We start from the raw sequence: 17,739 nt of genomic DNA, 5'->3' as shown, positions 1-17,739 counted from the left end.
ATCATTATTGCGAGAGATTGACAGGAAAGTCCAACATATCCATTACCTTGGGGCGAGGCATTTTAAGGCGTAAAAATATTCTCTGCGGCGTCCGGGGCGTTGAACATGTCGGAGCAATATAAAATGAAGACAATAATGCTAAATATCTCTACAGATGATCGGCTTAACCATCATTTTTCAGCAATATATAGGGTTAATAATGCTAATGAATAGCGTTAAATTCGATAATGGCGGCAGGCAACTTTGTCATGCAAACGTCACAAAACTGACATAAGATGCCCGGTTATTCTATGGCGCAAGCCTGCTTACATCAGCGACAGCGAGAGACATGGCACAAACTACGGTAAACCAACATCCCCGGGATCGCCTGCGCGCGCGCATCGACCGTAGCGTTCAGGCGGCGGTTACCGTCAGCGGGCTGCTGGTGTTGATGACGCTGATGCTGATCTTCGTTTACCTGCTGTTTGCGGTGCTGCCGCTGTTTAAACCGGCGGCAATGGGGCAGGCGAAACCGCTGACGATCAGTGCCTCTGCACCTGCGCTGGCGCTGGGTATGGATGTGCAGCAGCGGATAGGTTACCGCATCGATGCGCAAGGGCAGGGGCAGTTCTATCCTCTGACGCAGCAGAACGCCCATCCTCTGACGCAACAGACGCTGCTGGCCAAACCGACGCTGCTGACTCAGGCGGCCGGCGAACGCGATCTGTTTGCTTTGGCACAGGCCGACGGCCGGTTTATTGTCGCCAGCGCGGACTTCGCAGCAGCCGGGGCGTCGGCACCGCAGTGGTTGTTTCCGCTTGGGCAACGACCGCTGACGTTGGATAAACAGGGGCGAGCATTAACGCTGCTGACGTTGGCTGAAGCACGCCGTGGGCAGTACCTTCTGGCCGGTGTGACCGAAGATCGTCGTTTGGTGTTTGGCCGTTTCGGCAGCGACCACCCGCCGCAGCTAAGTGAGATCACGCTGGACAGTGCGGTGCAGCAGTTGGTGTTGACGCCCGACGGTCGCCAATTGTATCTGCTGGCGGGGAATCGGCTGGCGCGCTACCAAATTAACGACACGCAGCTGCAGCTAAAAGAAACGCGTACGCTTGGCGAACATTCTCCTTATCAACTGACGGCGTTGCCTGGCGGCAGCGCGTTGCTGATCGAAGCGCCTGACGGCAGCGTACGCGAATGGTTTGATGTCGAAAAAGATCGGCGCTGGCAACTGACGCCGGTGCAGCATTTCGACCACCAGTCCGAGCCGCAGGATTTGCTGGTGGCCGAACCTTATCGCCGGGTGTTCGCCACCCTGAGACCGGACGGCGGTTTCTCGCTGTTTTCCAGCATCCAGCCGCAGCCACTGTTGAACGGCAGGCTGAGCGCCGGGGTACAGCAGATGGCGTTCGCTCCACGCGGTGATGGCCTGCTGCTGGAAACGGCACAGGGCTGGCAACATTATGCGATCGACAACCCTTATCCCGACGTCACCTGGCGCTCGCTTTGGCACAAGGTGTGGTACGAGAATTACCCCGAACCGGCTTACGTCTGGCAATCCACCTCTGGCGAGGACAGCTATCAGGCCAAATTCAGCCTGATGCCGGTGATTTTTGGCACCTTCAAGGCCGCGGCCTATGCCATGCTGTTCGCCATTCCGCTGGCGCTGGCCGGGGCAGTTTATACCGCCTATTTCATGTCGGCCGGACTGCGGCGGGTGATTAAACCGGCGATTGAGGTGATGGGGGCTTTACCGACGGTGGTGATCGGGCTGGTGGCGGGCATCTGGCTGGCGCCGGTGATTGAATATTATCTGCTGGCGGTGTTGTCGCTCCCCTTGCTGTTGGCGGCGGTGGTGCTGGCGTGCGGTGCGCTGATGAACCGGTTTGCCCCGCGGCGCCTGCCGCCGGGCGTCGATCTGCTGATCCTGTTGCCGCTGATTGTACTGACCGTCTGGCTGGCGTTTAGCGTGGGGCCCTGGCTGGAAGTGAAGCTGTTCGGCGAGCCGCTGCATTTCTGGCTGGGCGATGATTATGACCAGCGCAATGCGCTGGTGGTTGGCGTGGCGATGGGCTTTGCGTTAGTGCCGATTATTTTCTCTTTGGCGGAAGACGCGTTGTTCAGCGTACCGGCAACCCTGAGCCAAGGGTCGCTGGCGTTGGGGGCGACCCAGTGGCAAACCGTGATACGCGTGGTGCTGCCTTCGGCCAGCGCCGGCATTTTCTCGGCGCTGATGATTGGCTTTGGCCGCGCGGTGGGGGAGACCATGATTGTGCTGATGGCGACCGGAAATACGCCGGTTATCGACGGCAGCCTGTTCCAGGGCCTGCGTGCCCTGGCGGCCAATATCGCCATAGAAATGCCGGAAGCGGTCGCCGGCAGCAGCCATTACCGGGTGCTGTTCCTGACTGCGCTGGTGCTGTTTATTTTCACCTTTGTCTTCAACACGCTGGCGGAGGCGATCCGACTGCGGCTGCGTGAGCGCTATACCCTGAACCAGGAGGCGCCATGAAGCGCTGGGCGAAGAGCGGTTCGCCGTGGATCTGGCTGACCGCCGGGTCGGTGGCCGTCAGCCTGTTGGCGCTGATCGGCATCATGCTGCTGCTGGCCGGACAGGGGATGCGCTATTTCTGGCCGAGCCCGGTCTATCAGTTTGAGCTCAACCAGAGTGCCGCAGGGCCGGTGACGATGATCGGCGAGCTGTATCAGCAGCAAAGCATTCCGCGTCGGCAACTGCTGGAGTCCGGTATCGCACTGCCGCCGGGGAATGCGCAAAGTTTTGAGCGCTATCTGATCAAGGTAGGCAACCGCGAGAGCGAAGGACAAGACTTCCGTACGCTACTGGCCGGTGACATTGTTCGCCAAAGCACGCCGCGCGATCTGCTGGTGCTGGAACGTAATAACAACGGCACCGCTTACGGTTATCTGGCCGGTATGCTGGAGGATGGTCAGCCGTTGACCGGCCGCAATCTTAGCCAGGCGCTGCTGCAGCGTTTGCCGCAGATTGCCGCGCTTTCGCGTCAGGCCCATGATATTCAGTTTCGCGATATGGCGCGCATTAACCAGCGGTTCGATACGCTGCGTCTGCGAGAGAAAAGCTTACAGCGGGAAGATAAGTTAGACGCCCGCGCACAGGCGTCAATCAATGCCGAGCGGCTGGAACTGCAACGTCAATATCGACTGCTTTCCGATCGTCTGGAAGGTTTGAACCGCGATCGCCACCGCGATGCGCTGTTGCTGCGTGACATGCACGGCCAGACCCATACCATTGCGCTAAGCCAGGTGCGTGATGCCTGGTACCCCAACGCGATGAATACCACGCAAAAGTTGGTGCACTGGGGCGAACAGGTGAAGAAATTCCTCAGCGACAGCCCGCGAGAGGCCAATACCGAAGGCGGCGTATTCCCGGCGATTTTCGGCACGGTGCTGATGGTGATCCTGATGTCGATCGTGGTGATGCCGTTTGGCGTGATTGCCGCCGTTTACCTGCATGAATACGCAGGCAATAATCTGCTGACGCGGCTGATTCGCATTGCCGTGGTTAATCTGGCCGGCGTACCGTCGATTGTCTATGGCGTGTTTGGTCTTGGCTTCTTCGTCTATATGATTGGCGGCACGCTCGATCAGCTGTTCTACCCGGAGTCGTTACCTAATCCGACCTTTGGCACGCCGGGCGTGCTGTGGGCGGCCTTGACGCTGGCGCTGTTGACGTTGCCGGTGGTGATTGTCGCTACCGAAGAGGGGCTGTCGCGCATTCCTGCTTCGTTGCGCCAGGGCTCGTTGGCGTTGGGCGCCAGCCGGGCGGAAACGCTGTGGCGTATTGTGTTGCCGATGGCGGCGCCGGCGATGATGACCGGCCTGATCCTGGCGGTGGCGCGCGCCGCCGGGGAGACGGCACCATTAATGCTGGTGGGGGTAGTGAAATCCGTGCCGGTGCTGCCGGTAGATGATATTTTCCCGTATCTGCATCTGGAGCGGAAGTTTATGCACCTGAGCTTCCAGATCTACGATATGGCCTTCCAGAGCCCGAGCGTGGAGGCCGCCCGGCCGCTGGTGTTCGCCACCGCCTTCCTGCTGGTGGCGATTGTCGTGGGCTTGAATCTGGCGGCGATGGGTATTCGCCATTCGCTGAGGGAGCGGTACAGAGCATGGTCGCAGTAACAACGATGTTATTCCTGGGGAGTGCCTAATGAGTTTGATGACGCCAGGCAGTTTGCCCCGGTTGGATGTCCAGCACCTTGATGATGAACATACCGCGCTGGCGGTAAACGACCTCAACCTGTTTTATGGCGAAAAACAGGTGCTGCACGATATCTCGCTGCGTATTCCCAAGCACCGGGTGACGGCGCTGATCGGCCCGTCCGGCTGCGGCAAATCCACGCTGCTGCGCTGTTTCAACCGTATGAATGATTTGGTGGACAACTGCCGGATTGAAGGCGATTTGCAACTGAACGGTCAAAGCATTGGCGGCGCGCAAATCGACGTTGCGGCGTTAAGACGGCGGGTCGGCATGGTTTTCCAACGGCCGAACCCTTTCCCGAAATCGATTTATGAAAACGTGGTTTACGGCCTGCGTCTGCAGGGCGTGCGTGACCGACGGATCCTTGATGAGGCGGTGGAGCGTTCGCTGCGTGCCGCCGCGCTGTGGCACGAGGTCAAAGACCGGCTGCGCGAGAACGCGTTTCGTCTTTCCAGCGGCCAGCAGCAAAGGTTGGTGATTGCCCGGGCGATAGCCATCGAGCCGGAAGTGCTGCTGCTGGATGAGCCGACCTCGGCGTTGGATCCGATCTCCACATTGACCATTGAAGAGCTGATTTCCGCGCTGAAGCAGCAGTACAGCGTGGTGCTGGTGACGCACAACATGCAGCAGGCGGCACGCGTCTCCGACTACACCGCCTTTATTCATCAGGGGCGGCTGGTGGAGTACAACGACACCGACGACATCTTTACTTCACCGCGCCAGCGCCGCACCGAGGATTATATTACCGGACGCTATGGTTGATGCCGCAGCTGTCTTATTCTGCCGTTGGGATAAGCCCGAATATCATGATAGTAAAAACCCGCTCTCGCGGGTTTTTTATTGTCACTTAACCAAAGGTTGATCGCTGGCGGCGGTTTTGAATTTCGCCATGTACTGCGGCTGGAAGATGCACATGCGCAGCACGGTACGGTATTCACCGTTAACGAAGAATTCGTCAATCAGCTCGCCTTCGACTTCAAAGCCCAATTTGCTGTAGATGTGGATTGCCTTCGGGTTTTCTTTATCGACGATCAGGTACAGCTTGTACAGGTTCAGTACCGAGAAACCGTAGTCCATCGCCAGCTTGGCGGCGATAGTGGCGTAGCCTTTGCCCTGATGCGTCGGGTCGATGATGATCTGGAATTCCGCGCGGCGGTGGATATGGTCGATCTCCACCAGTTCCACCAGCCCGACCTTGGCACCCTGGTGTTCGATGATAAAGCGGCGTTCGCTCTGGTCGTGGATATGTTTGTCGTAGAGATCGGAAAGTTCTACGAAGGCTTCATAGGGTTCTTCAAACCAGTAGCGCATCACGCTGGCGTTGTTGTCCATCTGATGGACAAACGTCAAATCATCCCGTTCCAGTGGGCGTAGCCTGACGTTGGTAGTGCTGGACATGGGGGTTCCTCAATGTCGTTATAGATAGGGGCGGTTGCCACTGTGGGCAAGTATAACGTCGGCGATGGGTTGCGGCGAAAAAAAAACGGCGCCGTGAGCGGCACCGTTTAGAAGGGGTTAAGATTGGCTTTTTAGTCTGCCGCATGCCCTTGTTCGGGCAGGCGCTCGCCATCCAGCCAGGCGGCGTTATCGCGCATCGCCAGGCGGCCTTCGACAAACCAGTTCACCACCAGCGGGTAAAGGGTATGTTCCTGAGACTGTACCCGTTCAACCACCTCGTCTTCCTCGTCACCGGGGAAGATTGGCACCTTGGCCTGCAGGATCACCGGGCCGCCGTCGAGCTGTTCGGTCACGAAGTGCACCGAAGTGCCGTGTTCGCTGTCGCCGTTGTCGATGGCCTGACGGTGAGTATGCAGCCCAGGGTATTTGGGCAGCAGGGAAGGGTGGATATTCAGCATGCGTCCGGCATAGCGCTGCACGAACTGCGGGCTGAGAATGCGCATGTAACCGGCCAGCACCACCAGATCCGGTTGGTATTGGTCGATGGCATCCGCCAGGGCGACGTCAAACGCGGCCCGGTCGGCAAAGGCCTTGGCGTCCAGTGCCTGAGCGGCAATACCTGCCGCTTCTGCACGTTGCAAACCGTAAGCCTGCGCCCTGTTGCTGAACACCGCCACAATCTCGCCGGCAATTCTGCCCTGCTGGCAGGCGTCAATCAGCGCCTGGAGATTACTCCCCTGGCCGGAGACCAACACCACGATCTTTTTCATCCGTTGATGACCACTTGTTGTTCGTCAGAAGAAGCGGTCAGTTTACCGATCTTCCACGCTTTTTCACCGGCTGCGGTCAACAATGCGATGGCGGATTCCACGGCTTCTTCCGGCAGCGCGATCACCATGCCCACGCCACAGTTAAAGGTGCGGTACATTTCGTGACGGCTGACGTTGCCGTTTTGCTGCAGCCAGTTGAAGACGGCCGGCCATTGCCAGCTGGATTCTTCGATAACGGCCTGCATGCCTTCCGGCAGCACGCGCGGGATGTTTTCCCAGAAGCCGCCACCGGTCAGGTGGGCGATAGCGTGCACGTCGATTTTCTCGATCAGCTCCAGCACCGATTTCACGTAAATTTTGGTCGGCGCCAGCAGGTGGTCCGCCAGCGGTTTGCCTTCCAAAACGGTAGTGGTCGGGTCGGTGTTGCTGACTTCCAGAATTTTGCGTACCAGCGAGTAGCCGTTGGAGTGCGGGCCGGAAGCGCCCAGGGCGATCAGTGCGTCGCCGGACTGCACTTTGCTGCCGTCGATAATCTCGGACTTTTCGACCACGCCGACGCAAAAGCCGGCCACGTCGTAGTCTTCGCCATGGTACATGCCCGGCATTTCAGCGGTTTCACCGCCCACCAGAGCACAGCCAGACTGCTTACAGCCTTCGGCGATGCCGGTGATCACGCTGGCCGCGGTGTCCACGTCCAGTTTGCCGGTGGCAAAGTAATCTAGGAAGAACAGCGGCTCAGCGCCCTGAACCACCAGGTCGTTCACACACATTGCGACCAAATCGATGCCGATGGTGTCGTGTCGTTTCAGGTCCATCGCCAGACGCAGCTTGGTGCCTACGCCGTCGGTACCGGAAACCAGTATCGGCTCGCGGTATTTCTGCGGCAACGCACACAGGGCGCCAAAACCGCCCAGACCACCCATCACTTCCGGGCGGCGGGTCTGTTTTACTACACCTTTGATGCGGTCTACCAATGCATTGCCAGCATCGATATCGACACCTGCGTCTTTATAGCTGAGAGAGGTTTTGTCGGTCACTGCGCGATCCCCACGACGGTTTGCGGTTTGAATACTGTGCTTCCGGCATTGATTCCGGAATAAGGCGCGGCAATTCTAACAGCGCAGGCAAACGTTTGCGAGTGGCTTGTGAACCAGCTCCGCTTTTTCGTCATCTATACTGTTATTCAAACTTTTGTTGATCCCGATCGGGCTATTGTGGGTGGCGCAGTCGGCAAAAGGAGGTATAATCCGGCGATTTTTTTGGCCGTAAACCACCTTAATAGGAGAAAAATGATGAAGATCGTTGAGGTGAAACACCCGCTGGTGAAACACAAGCTTGGCCTGATGCGTGAAAATGATATCAGCACCAAACGCTTCCGTGAGCTGGCCTCAGAAGTGGGTAGTTTGCTGACCTATGAAGCGACCGCCGATCTGGAAACAGAGAAAGTCACCATCGATGGCTGGTGCGGCCCGGTTGAAATAGACCAGATTAAAGGGAAAAAAATTACCGTTGTGCCTATTCTGCGTGCCGGTCTGGGCATGATGGAAGGGGTACTGGAAAACGTACCGAGCGCACGTATCAGCGTGGTTGGCGTTTACCGTGACGAAGAAACTCTGGAGCCGGTGCCGTATTTCCAAAAGCTGGTGTCCAACATCGAAGAGCGTTTGGCACTGGTTGTCGACCCTATGCTGGCTACCGGCGGCTCGATGATCGCCACTATCGATCTGCTGAAGAAAGCCGGCTGCAACAGCATCAAGGTGCTGGTGCTGGTTGCCGCGCCGGAAGGGATCGCCGCGCTGGAGAAAGCGCACCCGGACGTCGAGCTGTACACGGCCTCTATCGATCAATGCCTGAACGAGAAGGGCTACATCGTACCGGGCCTGGGTGATGCGGGCGACAAGATATTTGGTACCAAATAAACAAAAATAAAGCCGACTGATGAGTCGGCTTTTTAATGCTCGTCGTCTTTCAAGCTACAGCGTTGTTGTCTGCGGGCGCTAACCCCAGTCACTTATTATAAATAAGCTCCAGGGGATTAACGCCCTTGCCGCCTAGCTGTAACTTGAAATCCATTGAGCATATATCATTAGGCTTACACAACTGATAACGACCCAGAGGAAAAACATCCATGACCCGTCGCGTGATAGGCGTAAGCGAACGCCCGCCGCTACTCCAGACTATTCCGCTCAGCTTCCAACACCTGTTTGCCATGTTTGGCGCGACCGTGCTGGTGCCTATTTTGTTCAAGATTAACCCGGCGACGGTGCTGCTGTTTAACGGCGTCGGAACCTTGCTGTACCTGTTTATCTGCAAGGGCAAGATCCCGGCCTATCTCGGCTCCAGCTTTGCGTTTATTTCCCCGGTGCTGCTGCTGTTGCCGTTGGGTTATGAAGTGGCGTTGGGCGGTTTTATCATGTGCGGGGTGCTGTTTTGCCTGGTCGCGTTGCTGGTAAAAAAAGCCGGTACCGGCTGGCTGGACGTCATTTTCCCTCCGGCGGCGATGGGGGCGATTGTGGCGGTCATCGGCCTGGAATTGGCCGGTGTGGCGGCGAACATGGCGGGCTTGTTGCCGGCTGACGGCGTCAGCGCAGACACCACTACTATCACTATCTCGCTGGTGACGCTGGGCGTGACCATCCTGGGTTCCGTGCTGTTCCGTGGTTTTCTGGCGATTATCCCGATCCTGATCGGTGTGCTGGTAGGGTATGCGCTGTCGTTCTTTATGGGTGTGGTGGATCTGACCCCGATCCGCGAGGCGCACTGGTTCGCGCTGCCGACGTTCTACACCCCGCGTTTTGAATGGTTCGCCATCTTCACCATCCTGCCGGCGGCGCTGGTGGTGATCGCCGAGCACGTCGGCCACTTGGTGGTGACTGCGAATATCGTCAAAAAAGACCTGCTCCGTGACCCTGGCCTGCACCGTTCAATGTTCGCTAATGGCATATCGACAGTGATTTCAGGCTTCTTCGGTTCCACACCAAACACCACCTACGGTGAGAATATCGGCGTGATGGCTATCACCAAGGTATACAGCACCTGGGTGATCGGCGGCGCGGCGGTTCTGGCCATTCTGCTGTCCTGCGTCGGTAAACTGGCGGCGGCTATCCAGGCGGTACCGGTGCCGGTGATGGGCGGGGTCTCTTTGCTGCTGTATGGGGTGATCGGCGCGTCAGGTATTCGTGTGCTGATTGAATCCAAAGTGGATTACAACAAGGCGCAAAACCTGATCCTGACCTCGGTGATCCTGATTATCGGCGTCAGCGGGGCCAAGGTGCACATCGGTGCTGCCGAATTGAAAGGCATGGCGCTGGCGACCATCGTCGGCATCGGCCTCAGCCTGCTGTTTAAGGTCATCAGCCTGTACCGCAAGGAAGAGGAAGTGATCGAAGCGCCGGACGAGTCGGCCGAACAGAAGTAGTAAGGAAAACGGGCAGCCAATAGGCTGCCCGTCAGATTATTGACAAAGGGGATAAAAGCGTGGTTTTTCCCCCTTTGTGTTATCAGCCGAAAATCAATGAATTGATTTTCCTGATTTATTTTCAAAACCTTTAGCGCCTGCCGCCAAACATTATATGTTTGTCAGCCGTCTCACGGGCAGCCAATGGGCTGCCCGTTTTGTTGATGCGCAATAAATTAACTGCGGATTTTACGGTATACAAACAGCACCACGATGGCACCAATCACCGCCACCACGAAGCTGCCGAAGTTGAAACCGTCAACTCTGCCGTAGCCAAAGAAGGTACTGATATAGCCCCCAACCACGGCACCGACGATACCCAGGACAACGGTCAGAATAAAACCGCCGCCGTCTTTGCCTGGCATAATCCACTTGGCTAAAATACCGGCGATCAGACCGAAGATAATCCAGGAAATAATCCCCATTTACTGCTCCTTTCTTTATTGCTAAGTATTATTGTTGTGCGGCCGGCGGGGTATTTTCTTTCCCTGCTGCGTCGGCATCACTTTTTAATTCTTCCGCTTTATTTTCTGCGCTGTTTTTAATCGCTTCGGTTTTCGCTTTAGCTTGCTCGGTCAAATCATTGGCACCATTAATGGCATCGTTCTTAATGGTTTTAGCCTGATCGACCAACTGCTGGCTTTGCTTGCTGGCATCCTCTTTGATGGCGTCAGCCTTAGCTTTCGCATCATTGGTGATGGCATCAGCCTGCTTGGCGGCATCGTCTTTGATTGCCGAAGCCTTGTCTTTCAATTGGTCGGCCTGAGTGGTGGCCTCTTTCTTGATGTCCTTGGCCACTGCGGCGGCTTTATCGGTCAGATCGTCCGCTTTTTTCTGTGCGGCATCTTTCATTTGCTCAGCGCTGTCTTTGGCTTTTTCAAGATTGGCGTCGACTTTGGATGAGTCATCACAGCCGGCAAGCAATAGCCCAATGATTGAGGCCAAAAGCACTTTATTCCATACTTTCATTGTCTATATCCTTGTAGAAACCTTGTTTAAGGAGATTGCGTTTCGCCCCTCTATACTAGGATAACTCTTGGATAAAATACAAATTTCACCGGTGAAAGTCGTTGGCAATTTAATCTTGCTGCTGAGCGTTGTTCACTATTACGCCATAAAATCCTGCCGGTTCAACAGAGCCCGTTTTCTGTGGTAGACTTACCGCGTTTTCCTGCCAGTTTTGGTTGAGGTGCTTTTCTGAATACGCCGGCACAGCTTTCACTGCCACTTTATCTTCCCGATGATGAGACTTTCGCCAGTTTTTATCCGGGGGAGAACCCATCCCTATTGAGCGCGATCCAGTCCGCCGTTCGTCAGGAACATGGCAGCTATATCTATTTCTGGTCACGCGAGGGCGGTGGGCGCAGTCATCTGTTGCATGCGGCCTGTGCGGAGCTTTCGCAGCGCGGTGAAGCCGTGGGCTATGTGCCGCTGGATAAGCGAGCCTATTTCGTGCCGGAAGTCTTGGACGGGATGGAGCAGCTGGCGCTGGTGTGCATCGACAATATCGAATGCATTGCCGGTGACGAAGAGTGGGAAATGGCGATCTTTAATCTCTACAACCGCATTCTGGAAACCGGCCGCACGCGCCTGTTCATTACCGGCGATCGTCCGCCACGTCAATTGAACCTTCATTTACCCGACCTCGCTTCTCGCCTGGACTGGGGGCAAATCTACAAGTTACAGCCGCTGTCAGATGAAGAAAAACTGCTGGCCCTGCAACTGCGCGGCAAACTGCGCGGCTTTGAGCTGCCGGAAGACGTCGGCCGCTTCCTGTTGAAGCGCTTGGATCGCGAAATGCGCACCTTATTTATGACCCTGGATCAACTCGATCACGCCTCGATCACCGCCCAACGCAAGCTGACCATCCCGTTTGTGAAAGAGATCCTCGGGTTATAATTCTGGCTCGCCAGGCTCAATTCTCGCCGTGCTCCAGCAGGGTTACGTAGCTATCGATCTGGCTGCGTTGATTGTTGGCCCGGAGCTGCAACGCTAAATTGATATTTTCCAGATACTGCGCATTCTCGGCCAGTGCCTGGCCAATTTTCCCCTTGCTTGCCAACCAGGCCGCAACGCTATGCCAACGCCACAAAGGGGATGACCCCTTAAGCCTTTGAATGGGAGAAGGGAAGTCTCCAGAGCCGCGAGTACCGTCCTTTAGCATCGCGATAGCTTGCCGAGACATGCCGGTGAGTGCTGCGATATCACTTAATCCTACCAGATGAGAGTCGACTGCCATTACCTGCGCGCCCAGACCGGCGGATTCGATATTTTTGATGGCCCCAAGAATGGCGTTGGCGAAGCTATCGCTTTCTCTATCGAACTCCACGTAAACCGCTTTGCCATAGAAACAAATCAACCCGTCATCGCAACCACTGGCGTAGAGAGCATCTTCCAAACCCGGAGTTTGCGACGTCACACCGGAGAGTGTTAACGAGAAATTATAGAGCGCCATGATGGACCTCCTTTATCCTTTCTGGGAAAGAGCCAGACATTCATCGACTTTACGGCGTATCTGTTTGGCATGTTGTTCTGGGTTCTTCGGCGTAGACCAGATACTCATCATATGCTCCCTGTGCTGAGGAAGAGCGCACTGGAGGCGGCCGAACGCATGTCCATTACTGGCGCGAAATAACCAACCCTGCGAAATGGCATAGGCTAACGCAGCCTGAATATGTTTATTAGGATGGTTTTTCATCACCTGCCTGCCGTCTTTATTGAGGATATTTTAGCTGTTGACATATGTCAACGCTGGCTGTGCATTAATACAACACACCGGGAGGATAATATCAGTCAGGACTCAGGGGGATGATGAAAAGTATTTATATAACAATCAATTAAAAATAGCCCAGGTAAGGGCTATTATCATAATGTTGCTCAATAAAGTGCCGGGAGACTTACAAAATCTCCAGCACCTGTTCCGGTGGCCGACCGATGCGTGCCTGGGTGCCTTTGACCACGATGGGACGCTCAATCAGCTTTGGATTGTCTACCATCGCCTGCAACAGTTGGGCTTCGCTCAGGCTTTCATCCGCCAGCTTCAATGCCTTGTACAGATCTTCTTTTTTGCGCATTAACTCGCGTGCGGAACTGAAACCCAGTTCTTTCAGCAGTTTCTTCAGTTGGTCTACCGACGGTGGCGTTTCCAGATACAGCACCACGTCGGGCGTCACGCCATGCTGTTCCAACAGCGCCAGGGTTTCACGGCTCTTGGAGCAGCGTGGGTTGTGGTAAATAGTGACGTTTTTCATTTAACTTCATCCTTTATGAAAATCAGCTGCGCTGGTACTGGCGGAAACGCTGTTGCAACTGGCGCAGTTGGTCGATGCGAGCATCATAACGCGCCTGTTTCAGACTGCCGAGTTTTTGCAGTGAACTGGCATTGCTGAGCAACCCAATAGCCTGATCGAGACGGCCGGTCAGGGCCAGGCTTTCGGCACGGGCGGAAAGCTCTTCATCGCGTAGCCCCTGTGCGGCGCTGGCCTGCGCCAGCAGATCCCAGGCGTTGGGATCGTCCGGATGGGCGAAGGTGTAACGGTTGAGAATTTTTGACGCCTGCGCCGGTTGGTTACCTTCCACGTAGGCGTTGGCCAGGTTGAGTTGCAGCACCGGGTTGTTGCTTTGAGCGGCATTGGCGGCCTGCAGACGGGCAATCGCCTGCGGAGCACGTTTCTGACCGAGGTCGATATCGGTCATTAGATCGATCAGCCAGACGTTTTTCGGATCTTGCGTCAGCAGTGGCTGAATGATGTTACGGGCATCGTCATACTTTTTGGCCTCGTAGAACAAAATGGCGCGGCCATATTTGGCTGCCGTCTGCTCGCGTACGTTACCTTTGCTGTAAGTATCGAGCAGCTCTTCACGCAGGCCGTACCCCTCTGAGCTGTACATACCAAGCGAACGCACCTTGGCCATCAGATAATCCTGCGTCGATTGCACCAGGTGCTTGGGCATCTGGTTGGCGCGGTTGCGCGCATCGGACAGGCGGCTGTCGGGCAGGGGGTGGGTCAACAGCATTTCCGGCGGTTTGGAGGCGTAGCGTGACTGATCGGACAGCTTTTGCAAAAAGTCGGGCATGGCTTCAGGATCGAACCCGGCGCGTTGCAGCACCTGAATGCCAATACGATCGGCTTCCTGTTCGTTCGATTGGGTAAAGCTGATCATGCCTTGCTGGGTGCCGGCCAGAGTGCCGCTCAACGCCGCCATCCCCATGGTCGGGTTGGCCATTGCCAGCAGGATGGAGCCAAGGGCACCTACCCAGGTCAGCGGGGCGTTGCGTTGCTGGTCTTCCATCGCACGCGCCAGGTGGCGTTGAGTCACGTGCGAGATTTCGTGCGCCAATACCGAGGCGAGTTGGCTTTCGTTGTCGGTTTCGCGGAACAGGGCTGAGTGCAACACCACGTTACCGCCAAAGAAGGCGAAGGCGTTGATCTCGTCGTTGCGCACCAGATAAAAATGAAACGGCGTGCGTACCGAATAGGCGCTCGCCACCAACCGGTTACCCAATTGGTTAATATATTGTGTGAGTAGGGGATCGTTGATCAGGGGCGCGCTGGCGCGAAGCTGACGCACGTAGAAATCACCCATCGCCATTTCCTGGCCAATACTCAGGGTGCCACCCGCAGAGGTGCCCATATCCGGCAGTTGATCCTGGGTTTCCGCCTGCACCGGCGCCAGCGCCGTGGCGTTGAGTGTGCCGAGCAACAGTACTGCAATCGCTGTTTTGGTCAACCGGGTGGTCATAGTCAGGCCTTTCCCTTAAATAGTCATCTCTAAGACGTCAGCATCACACAAGAGTTCTTCTTCCTTGCCGGACTCGCCAAAACAATCAGTGCGAAAGCGTGTTGGCTCACAAAAATGCACGCATTGCGGCGCCCTGTCGGCAGATAACATCATAGTCAGCCGAAGACGACAAGGAAACTTGTGTTCGGCAATAATCAGACAGAATTGTTTGATTTTTCATTTCTGAATCTTCGCTTGATGATCAACGTCCTTGGGCCTCGTCGATACCGCTTTTTCGCCACTCACAAAAAAACAAAGACAAAGTTTGTCCGTGCTTTAATTGACAGAATAAACGTGGACTAATATAGTCTGCGTTATTGAATTCAAGAGTGCAGCGCAAACCCAATATGGCTTACATCACTACCAGCGTTGAATACGGCATCCACTGCTTGCTTTGGTTGGTCGGCGAGGATCAACGCGCGTTAAGCAGTCGCGATCTCGCGGAACTGCAGGGAATTTCACCCAGTTTCCTGGCCAAGATTTTCCCCAAGCTGGAGAAGGCGGGGATCGTCGCTGCCAGTGAAGGCGTGCGCGGTGGGTATCGGTTGGCCCGTCCGGCAGAGGAGATCACTTTCCTGGAGATTATCGATGCCATTGAAGGACACAAGCCGTTGTTCGATTGTCAGGAAGTCCGCGGTCGCTGCGCGGTATTCGATGATAACCCGCCTGACTGGGCCATATCAGGCAAGTGTGCGATCCATGCGGTGATGCTGCAGGCCGAAAAGGCCATGCGCGATGCGCTGGCGCTACAAACACTGGGCACTGTCGCCTCTCGTTTTGGGCGCAAGGCGCCGGAAGGGTTCTTTGGCGAGGTCAATATCTGGCTTGATGAACGCCTGAGCGAGCGTACGACTCGCAGCGGCAAGCCCCCTCGCGCCAAACCGCAATAACGCCCCCGTCATTTTTCTGATGCTTTTTACCCGCCTGTGTGCCACAGGCGGTCACCCTTCTGCACCCTTTTTCAGGGGGCAGCGGTAAAACTCGCCTGAAAAATACGTCAGGCGCTCGACAACAGGTATTTGAAGGAGTCATTCCATGACGCAGAAAATAGTGATCGCCGGTTCTGGTTTTGCCGGGTTTTGGGCCGCTGTCTCCGCCATGCGAGCCGTAGCGCTTGCCGGTAAGGAACAGAGCGTTGAGGTGACGATGGTTTCGCCGACCCCGAACGTCACCATCCGCCCTAGATTGTACGAAGCCGTACTGGAAAATATGAGCCCGGACATTTCGGCACAGCTCGCTGCGATTGGCGTTCGTCATTTGGCCGGTCTGGTTGAGCAGATAGACGGTGAAAACAAGACGCTGGTGGTGGAGAGCGTCGAAGGGAAAAAACTTCAGTTGGCGTATGACCGGCTGGTACTGGCAACCGGCAGCAAACTGTTCGTGCCTGCGGTCGCCGGTTTTGCCGAGCATGGTTTTAATGTCGATACGCTGCAAAGCGCGCAACGGCTGGATGCCCATTTAAAAGCGTTGGCGACTCAACCTGAGACCCCGGCACGCAATACCGTGGTGGTGGTCGGTGGTGGGCTTACCGGGCTGGAAAGCGCTGCTGAAATGCCGATGCGCTTACGTGCCATTTTGGGCAACCAGGCTGATATTCGCGTGGTGATTGTCGATACGGCGGCCGAGGTTGGCGCCGGCATGGGGGCTGAACCTGCCGTGGTGATCCGCCAGGCACTGGAAGAATGTGGCGTTGAGTCTCGAGCCGGGGTTCGCGTTACGGCTATTGACGCAGGCAGTGTGACCTTGTCTAGCGGTGAGCGCATCGCCACCGATACGGTGATTCTGGCCGCCGGGGTACGGGCGCATCCATTAGTTGAGCAAATCCCGGGTGAGCGCGACAGTGCCGGACGTATTGTCGGTGATGCCTTCCTGCACGCGCCTGCGGCGGACGGCGTGTTTGTTAGCGGGGACACGGTCAAGGCAGCGACCGACGAGCTGGGCAATCACAACCTGATGACATGCCAGCATGCGATGAGTCTGGGCCGTGTAGCGGGCCATAATGCCGCAGCGGAACTGGTAGGTTTGCCGCTGCACCCTTACAGCCAGCCAAAGTATGTGACCTGTCTTGATCTTGGAGCCTGGGGCGCGCTCTACACCGAAGGTTGGGATCGTCAGGTGCGCTTTACGCGTGAAGAGGGCAAAAAGATCAAACAGGAAATCAATACGCAGTGGATTTATCCACCGGCAGCGGATCGGCAGGCGTTGTTCGCCGTTGCCAATCCCGACTACGTGATTGTGCCCTGAATACCCTATGGGAGCGGAGACGCTCCCATTTTTTTCACCAGAACGGCAGCCCAGAGCGCGGTAATGACCCTGGTAACGCCCGTAAAAGCAAGGTAACCGGCGCTACTTATCGCTCCAGCCACTCAATCGCCAATTCGCGCGCTTCATCCAAATTGACATCACGACCTTCGCGGGTGATCGCCGTTTTAAGCTCATTGATCACGTCCGCTTTTTGCGTTTCATGCTCTTCATTGGCCAACGCCAGAAAGGCATCGCCTACCACCGTGCATATGCCGATGTACAAGGCCTTTGAGTCCTCGAAACCACTGTTCATAACTGTATCCTTCTGGATTTGATTGGGATCTACAACGGCAGAAAGGGCCGGTCCTGCACCACGCTTTTCATCACCAGCGTGGAGGTCAGGCGTTGAACGCCAGGCAGGGCGGAAAGCTGTTCGTCGTAAAGCCGCTGAAAAGCCGGTAAATCGCGGGCGATGACATGCAACAGGTAGTCGGGATCGCCGAACAATCGCTGCGCCTGGATAACCTGGGGAATATCCACCATGGCGTTTTCGAAGGCTTCAACAGCCTGGCGATCCCCTTCCCGCATGGTGACGAAAACCAGCGCGGAAAAGTTAAAGCCCAGACTGCCGGGATCGAGGTGAGCACGATAGCCTCTGATCACGCCAGATTGTTCCAACGCTCGCACCCTGCGGTGGCAGGGGGAAACGCTCAGCCCAATTCGGTCAGCCAGGTCGGTAACAGAAAGACGCCCATCAAACTGAAGTTCAGCAAGGATTTTGCGGTCAATCTTGTCCATTTGGAAAAATTTCCCTCAATTTGCGATTTATAAGCAAATAATTGAAACCACATTCTAACAACTTGGGGATA

General features: G+C 55.9%; 20 protein-coding genes. 8 read left to right on the top strand and 12 right to left on the bottom strand.

All coding sequences use genetic code 11. The features are described 5' to 3' along the window. The first annotated feature begins 328 nt into the window (after positions 1-328). From M495_RS17865 to pstB, 3 genes are read left to right on the top strand one after another with little or no spacing between them, the layout of a single operon-like run. Positions 329-2,491: an ABC transporter permease subunit gene (locus M495_RS17865; RefSeq protein WP_020828078.1), complete on the top strand. Its 2,163-nt coding sequence runs from the start codon at positions 329-331 to the stop codon at positions 2,489-2,491. Next, entirely contained in the window at positions 2,488-4,140 is a 1,653-nt protein-coding gene (pstA, locus tag M495_RS17860; RefSeq protein WP_020828077.1) for a phosphate ABC transporter permease PstA, read from the top strand. Before M495_RS17865 ends, pstA begins: the two co-directional genes overlap by 4 nt. A 28-nt stretch (positions 4,141-4,168) precedes the next feature. Continuing rightward, positions 4,169-4,981 carry a phosphate ABC transporter ATP-binding protein PstB gene (gene pstB, locus M495_RS17855; protein WP_020828076.1) on the top strand — a complete coding sequence of 271 codons (813 nt, stop codon included), beginning with the start codon at positions 4,169-4,171 and terminating at the stop codon, positions 4,979-4,981. Between the two features lie 81 nt (positions 4,982-5,062). Here pstB and speG read toward each other — a convergent pair whose 3' ends face one another. From speG to purM, 3 genes are all read right to left on the bottom strand, one after another. Further along, complete coding sequence (speG, locus tag M495_RS17850; RefSeq protein WP_020828075.1) at positions 5,063-5,617, bottom strand: spermidine N1-acetyltransferase; 555 nt, start codon at positions 5,615-5,617, stop codon at positions 5,063-5,065. A 131-nt stretch (positions 5,618-5,748) separates the two neighbouring features. Then, positions 5,749-6,387: a phosphoribosylglycinamide formyltransferase gene (purN, locus tag M495_RS17845; protein ID WP_020828074.1), complete on the bottom strand. Its 639-nt coding sequence runs from the start codon at positions 6,385-6,387 to the stop codon at positions 5,749-5,751. Further along, positions 6,384-7,424 (bottom strand): phosphoribosylformylglycinamidine cyclo-ligase, encoded by a 1,041-nt coding sequence (gene purM / locus M495_RS17840; RefSeq protein WP_020828073.1) that lies wholly within the window; start codon positions 7,422-7,424, stop codon positions 6,384-6,386. Before purM ends, purN begins: the two co-directional genes overlap by 4 nt. Before the next feature lie 255 nt (positions 7,425-7,679). Between purM and upp the strand changes: the two genes are divergently transcribed. Continuing rightward, a complete protein-coding gene (gene upp / locus M495_RS17835; protein WP_020828072.1) occupies positions 7,680-8,306 on the top strand; it encodes a uracil phosphoribosyltransferase in 627 nt (208 codons plus the stop codon). A 209-nt stretch (positions 8,307-8,515) separates the two neighbouring features. Continuing rightward, positions 8,516-9,805 carry a uracil permease gene (uraA, locus tag M495_RS17830; protein WP_020828071.1) on the top strand — a complete coding sequence of 430 codons (1,290 nt, stop codon included), beginning with the start codon at positions 8,516-8,518 and terminating at the stop codon, positions 9,803-9,805. A 215-nt stretch (positions 9,806-10,020) separates the two neighbouring features. On the opposite strand, the gene M495_RS17825 is transcribed toward uraA, so the two are convergent. The 3 genes from M495_RS17825 to M495_RS25875 all read right to left on the bottom strand — a co-directional run bounded on the left by M495_RS17825 (position 10,021) and on the right by M495_RS25875 (position 11,072). Further along, the gene (locus tag M495_RS17825; protein WP_002487967.1) at positions 10,021-10,269 is read right to left on the bottom strand and encodes a GlsB/YeaQ/YmgE family stress response membrane protein; all 249 of its coding nucleotides are present in this window, start codon (positions 10,267-10,269) and stop codon (positions 10,021-10,023) included. Between the two features lie 28 nt (positions 10,270-10,297). Continuing rightward, the gene (locus M495_RS17820) at positions 10,298-10,813 is read right to left on the bottom strand and encodes a hypothetical protein (protein WP_020828070.1); all 516 of its coding nucleotides are present in this window, start codon (positions 10,811-10,813) and stop codon (positions 10,298-10,300) included. A 109-nt stretch (positions 10,814-10,922) separates the two neighbouring features. Then, entirely contained in the window at positions 10,923-11,072 is a 150-nt protein-coding gene (locus tag M495_RS25875) for a hypothetical protein (protein WP_153263174.1), read from the bottom strand. Here M495_RS25875 and hda point away from each other — a divergent pair. Next, a complete protein-coding gene (gene hda, locus M495_RS17815) occupies positions 11,042-11,743 on the top strand; it encodes a DnaA inactivator Hda (protein ID WP_041414814.1) in 702 nt (233 codons plus the stop codon). The genes M495_RS25875 and hda overlap by 31 nt on opposite strands. Positions 11,744-11,759: 16 nt before the next feature. Here the strand turns inward: hda and M495_RS17810 are convergent, their stop codons facing one another. The 4 genes from M495_RS17810 to bepA all read right to left on the bottom strand — a co-directional run bounded on the left by M495_RS17810 (position 11,760) and on the right by bepA (position 14,587). Continuing rightward, positions 11,760-12,299: a helix-turn-helix transcriptional regulator gene (locus tag M495_RS17810; RefSeq protein WP_020828068.1), complete on the bottom strand. Its 540-nt coding sequence runs from the start codon at positions 12,297-12,299 to the stop codon at positions 11,760-11,762. Between the two features lie 12 nt (positions 12,300-12,311). Further along, complete coding sequence (locus M495_RS26050) at positions 12,312-12,542, bottom strand: hypothetical protein (RefSeq protein WP_020828067.1); 231 nt, start codon at positions 12,540-12,542, stop codon at positions 12,312-12,314. Positions 12,543-12,741: 199 nt separating this feature from the next. Then, on the bottom strand, positions 12,742-13,095 hold the full coding sequence (arsC, locus tag M495_RS17800) for an arsenate reductase (glutaredoxin) (RefSeq protein ID WP_020828066.1): 354 nt from the start codon (positions 13,093-13,095) through the stop codon (positions 12,742-12,744). Positions 13,096-13,117: 22 nt separating this feature from the next. Then, on the bottom strand, positions 13,118-14,587 hold the full coding sequence (gene bepA / locus M495_RS17795) for a beta-barrel assembly-enhancing protease (protein WP_020828065.1): 1,470 nt from the start codon (positions 14,585-14,587) through the stop codon (positions 13,118-13,120). Positions 14,588-14,973: 386 nt separating this feature from the next. On the opposite strand from bepA, the gene M495_RS17790 reads away from it, so the two are divergent. Continuing rightward, complete coding sequence (locus M495_RS17790; RefSeq protein WP_041415582.1) at positions 14,974-15,516, top strand: RrF2 family transcriptional regulator; 543 nt, start codon at positions 14,974-14,976, stop codon at positions 15,514-15,516. A 145-nt stretch (positions 15,517-15,661) separates the two neighbouring features. Then, positions 15,662-16,870, top strand: a complete 1,209-nt coding sequence (locus tag M495_RS17785) for an NAD(P)/FAD-dependent oxidoreductase (RefSeq protein WP_020828063.1) — start codon at positions 15,662-15,664, stop codon at positions 16,868-16,870. 106 nt (positions 16,871-16,976) lie between these two features. On the opposite strand, the gene M495_RS17780 is transcribed toward M495_RS17785, so the two are convergent. Both M495_RS17780 and M495_RS17775 read right to left on the bottom strand, forming a co-directional pair. After that, on the bottom strand, positions 16,977-17,183 hold the full coding sequence (locus M495_RS17780) for a DUF2767 family protein (protein WP_020828062.1): 207 nt from the start codon (positions 17,181-17,183) through the stop codon (positions 16,977-16,979). 29 nt (positions 17,184-17,212) lie between these two features. Then, positions 17,213-17,668, bottom strand: coding sequence for an Lrp/AsnC family transcriptional regulator (locus tag M495_RS17775; protein WP_020828061.1), 456 nt, complete (start codon positions 17,666-17,668; stop codon positions 17,213-17,215). Between the last annotated feature and the right edge of the window lie 71 nt (positions 17,669-17,739).

This window comes from Serratia liquefaciens ATCC 27592, assembly GCF_000422085.1.
GTDB classification, from domain to species: Bacteria; Pseudomonadota; Gammaproteobacteria; order Enterobacterales; family Enterobacteriaceae; genus Serratia; species Serratia liquefaciens.
Note: the sequence above shows the minus strand (reverse complement) of the source record. Positions and strands in the feature narration are given on the sequence as shown.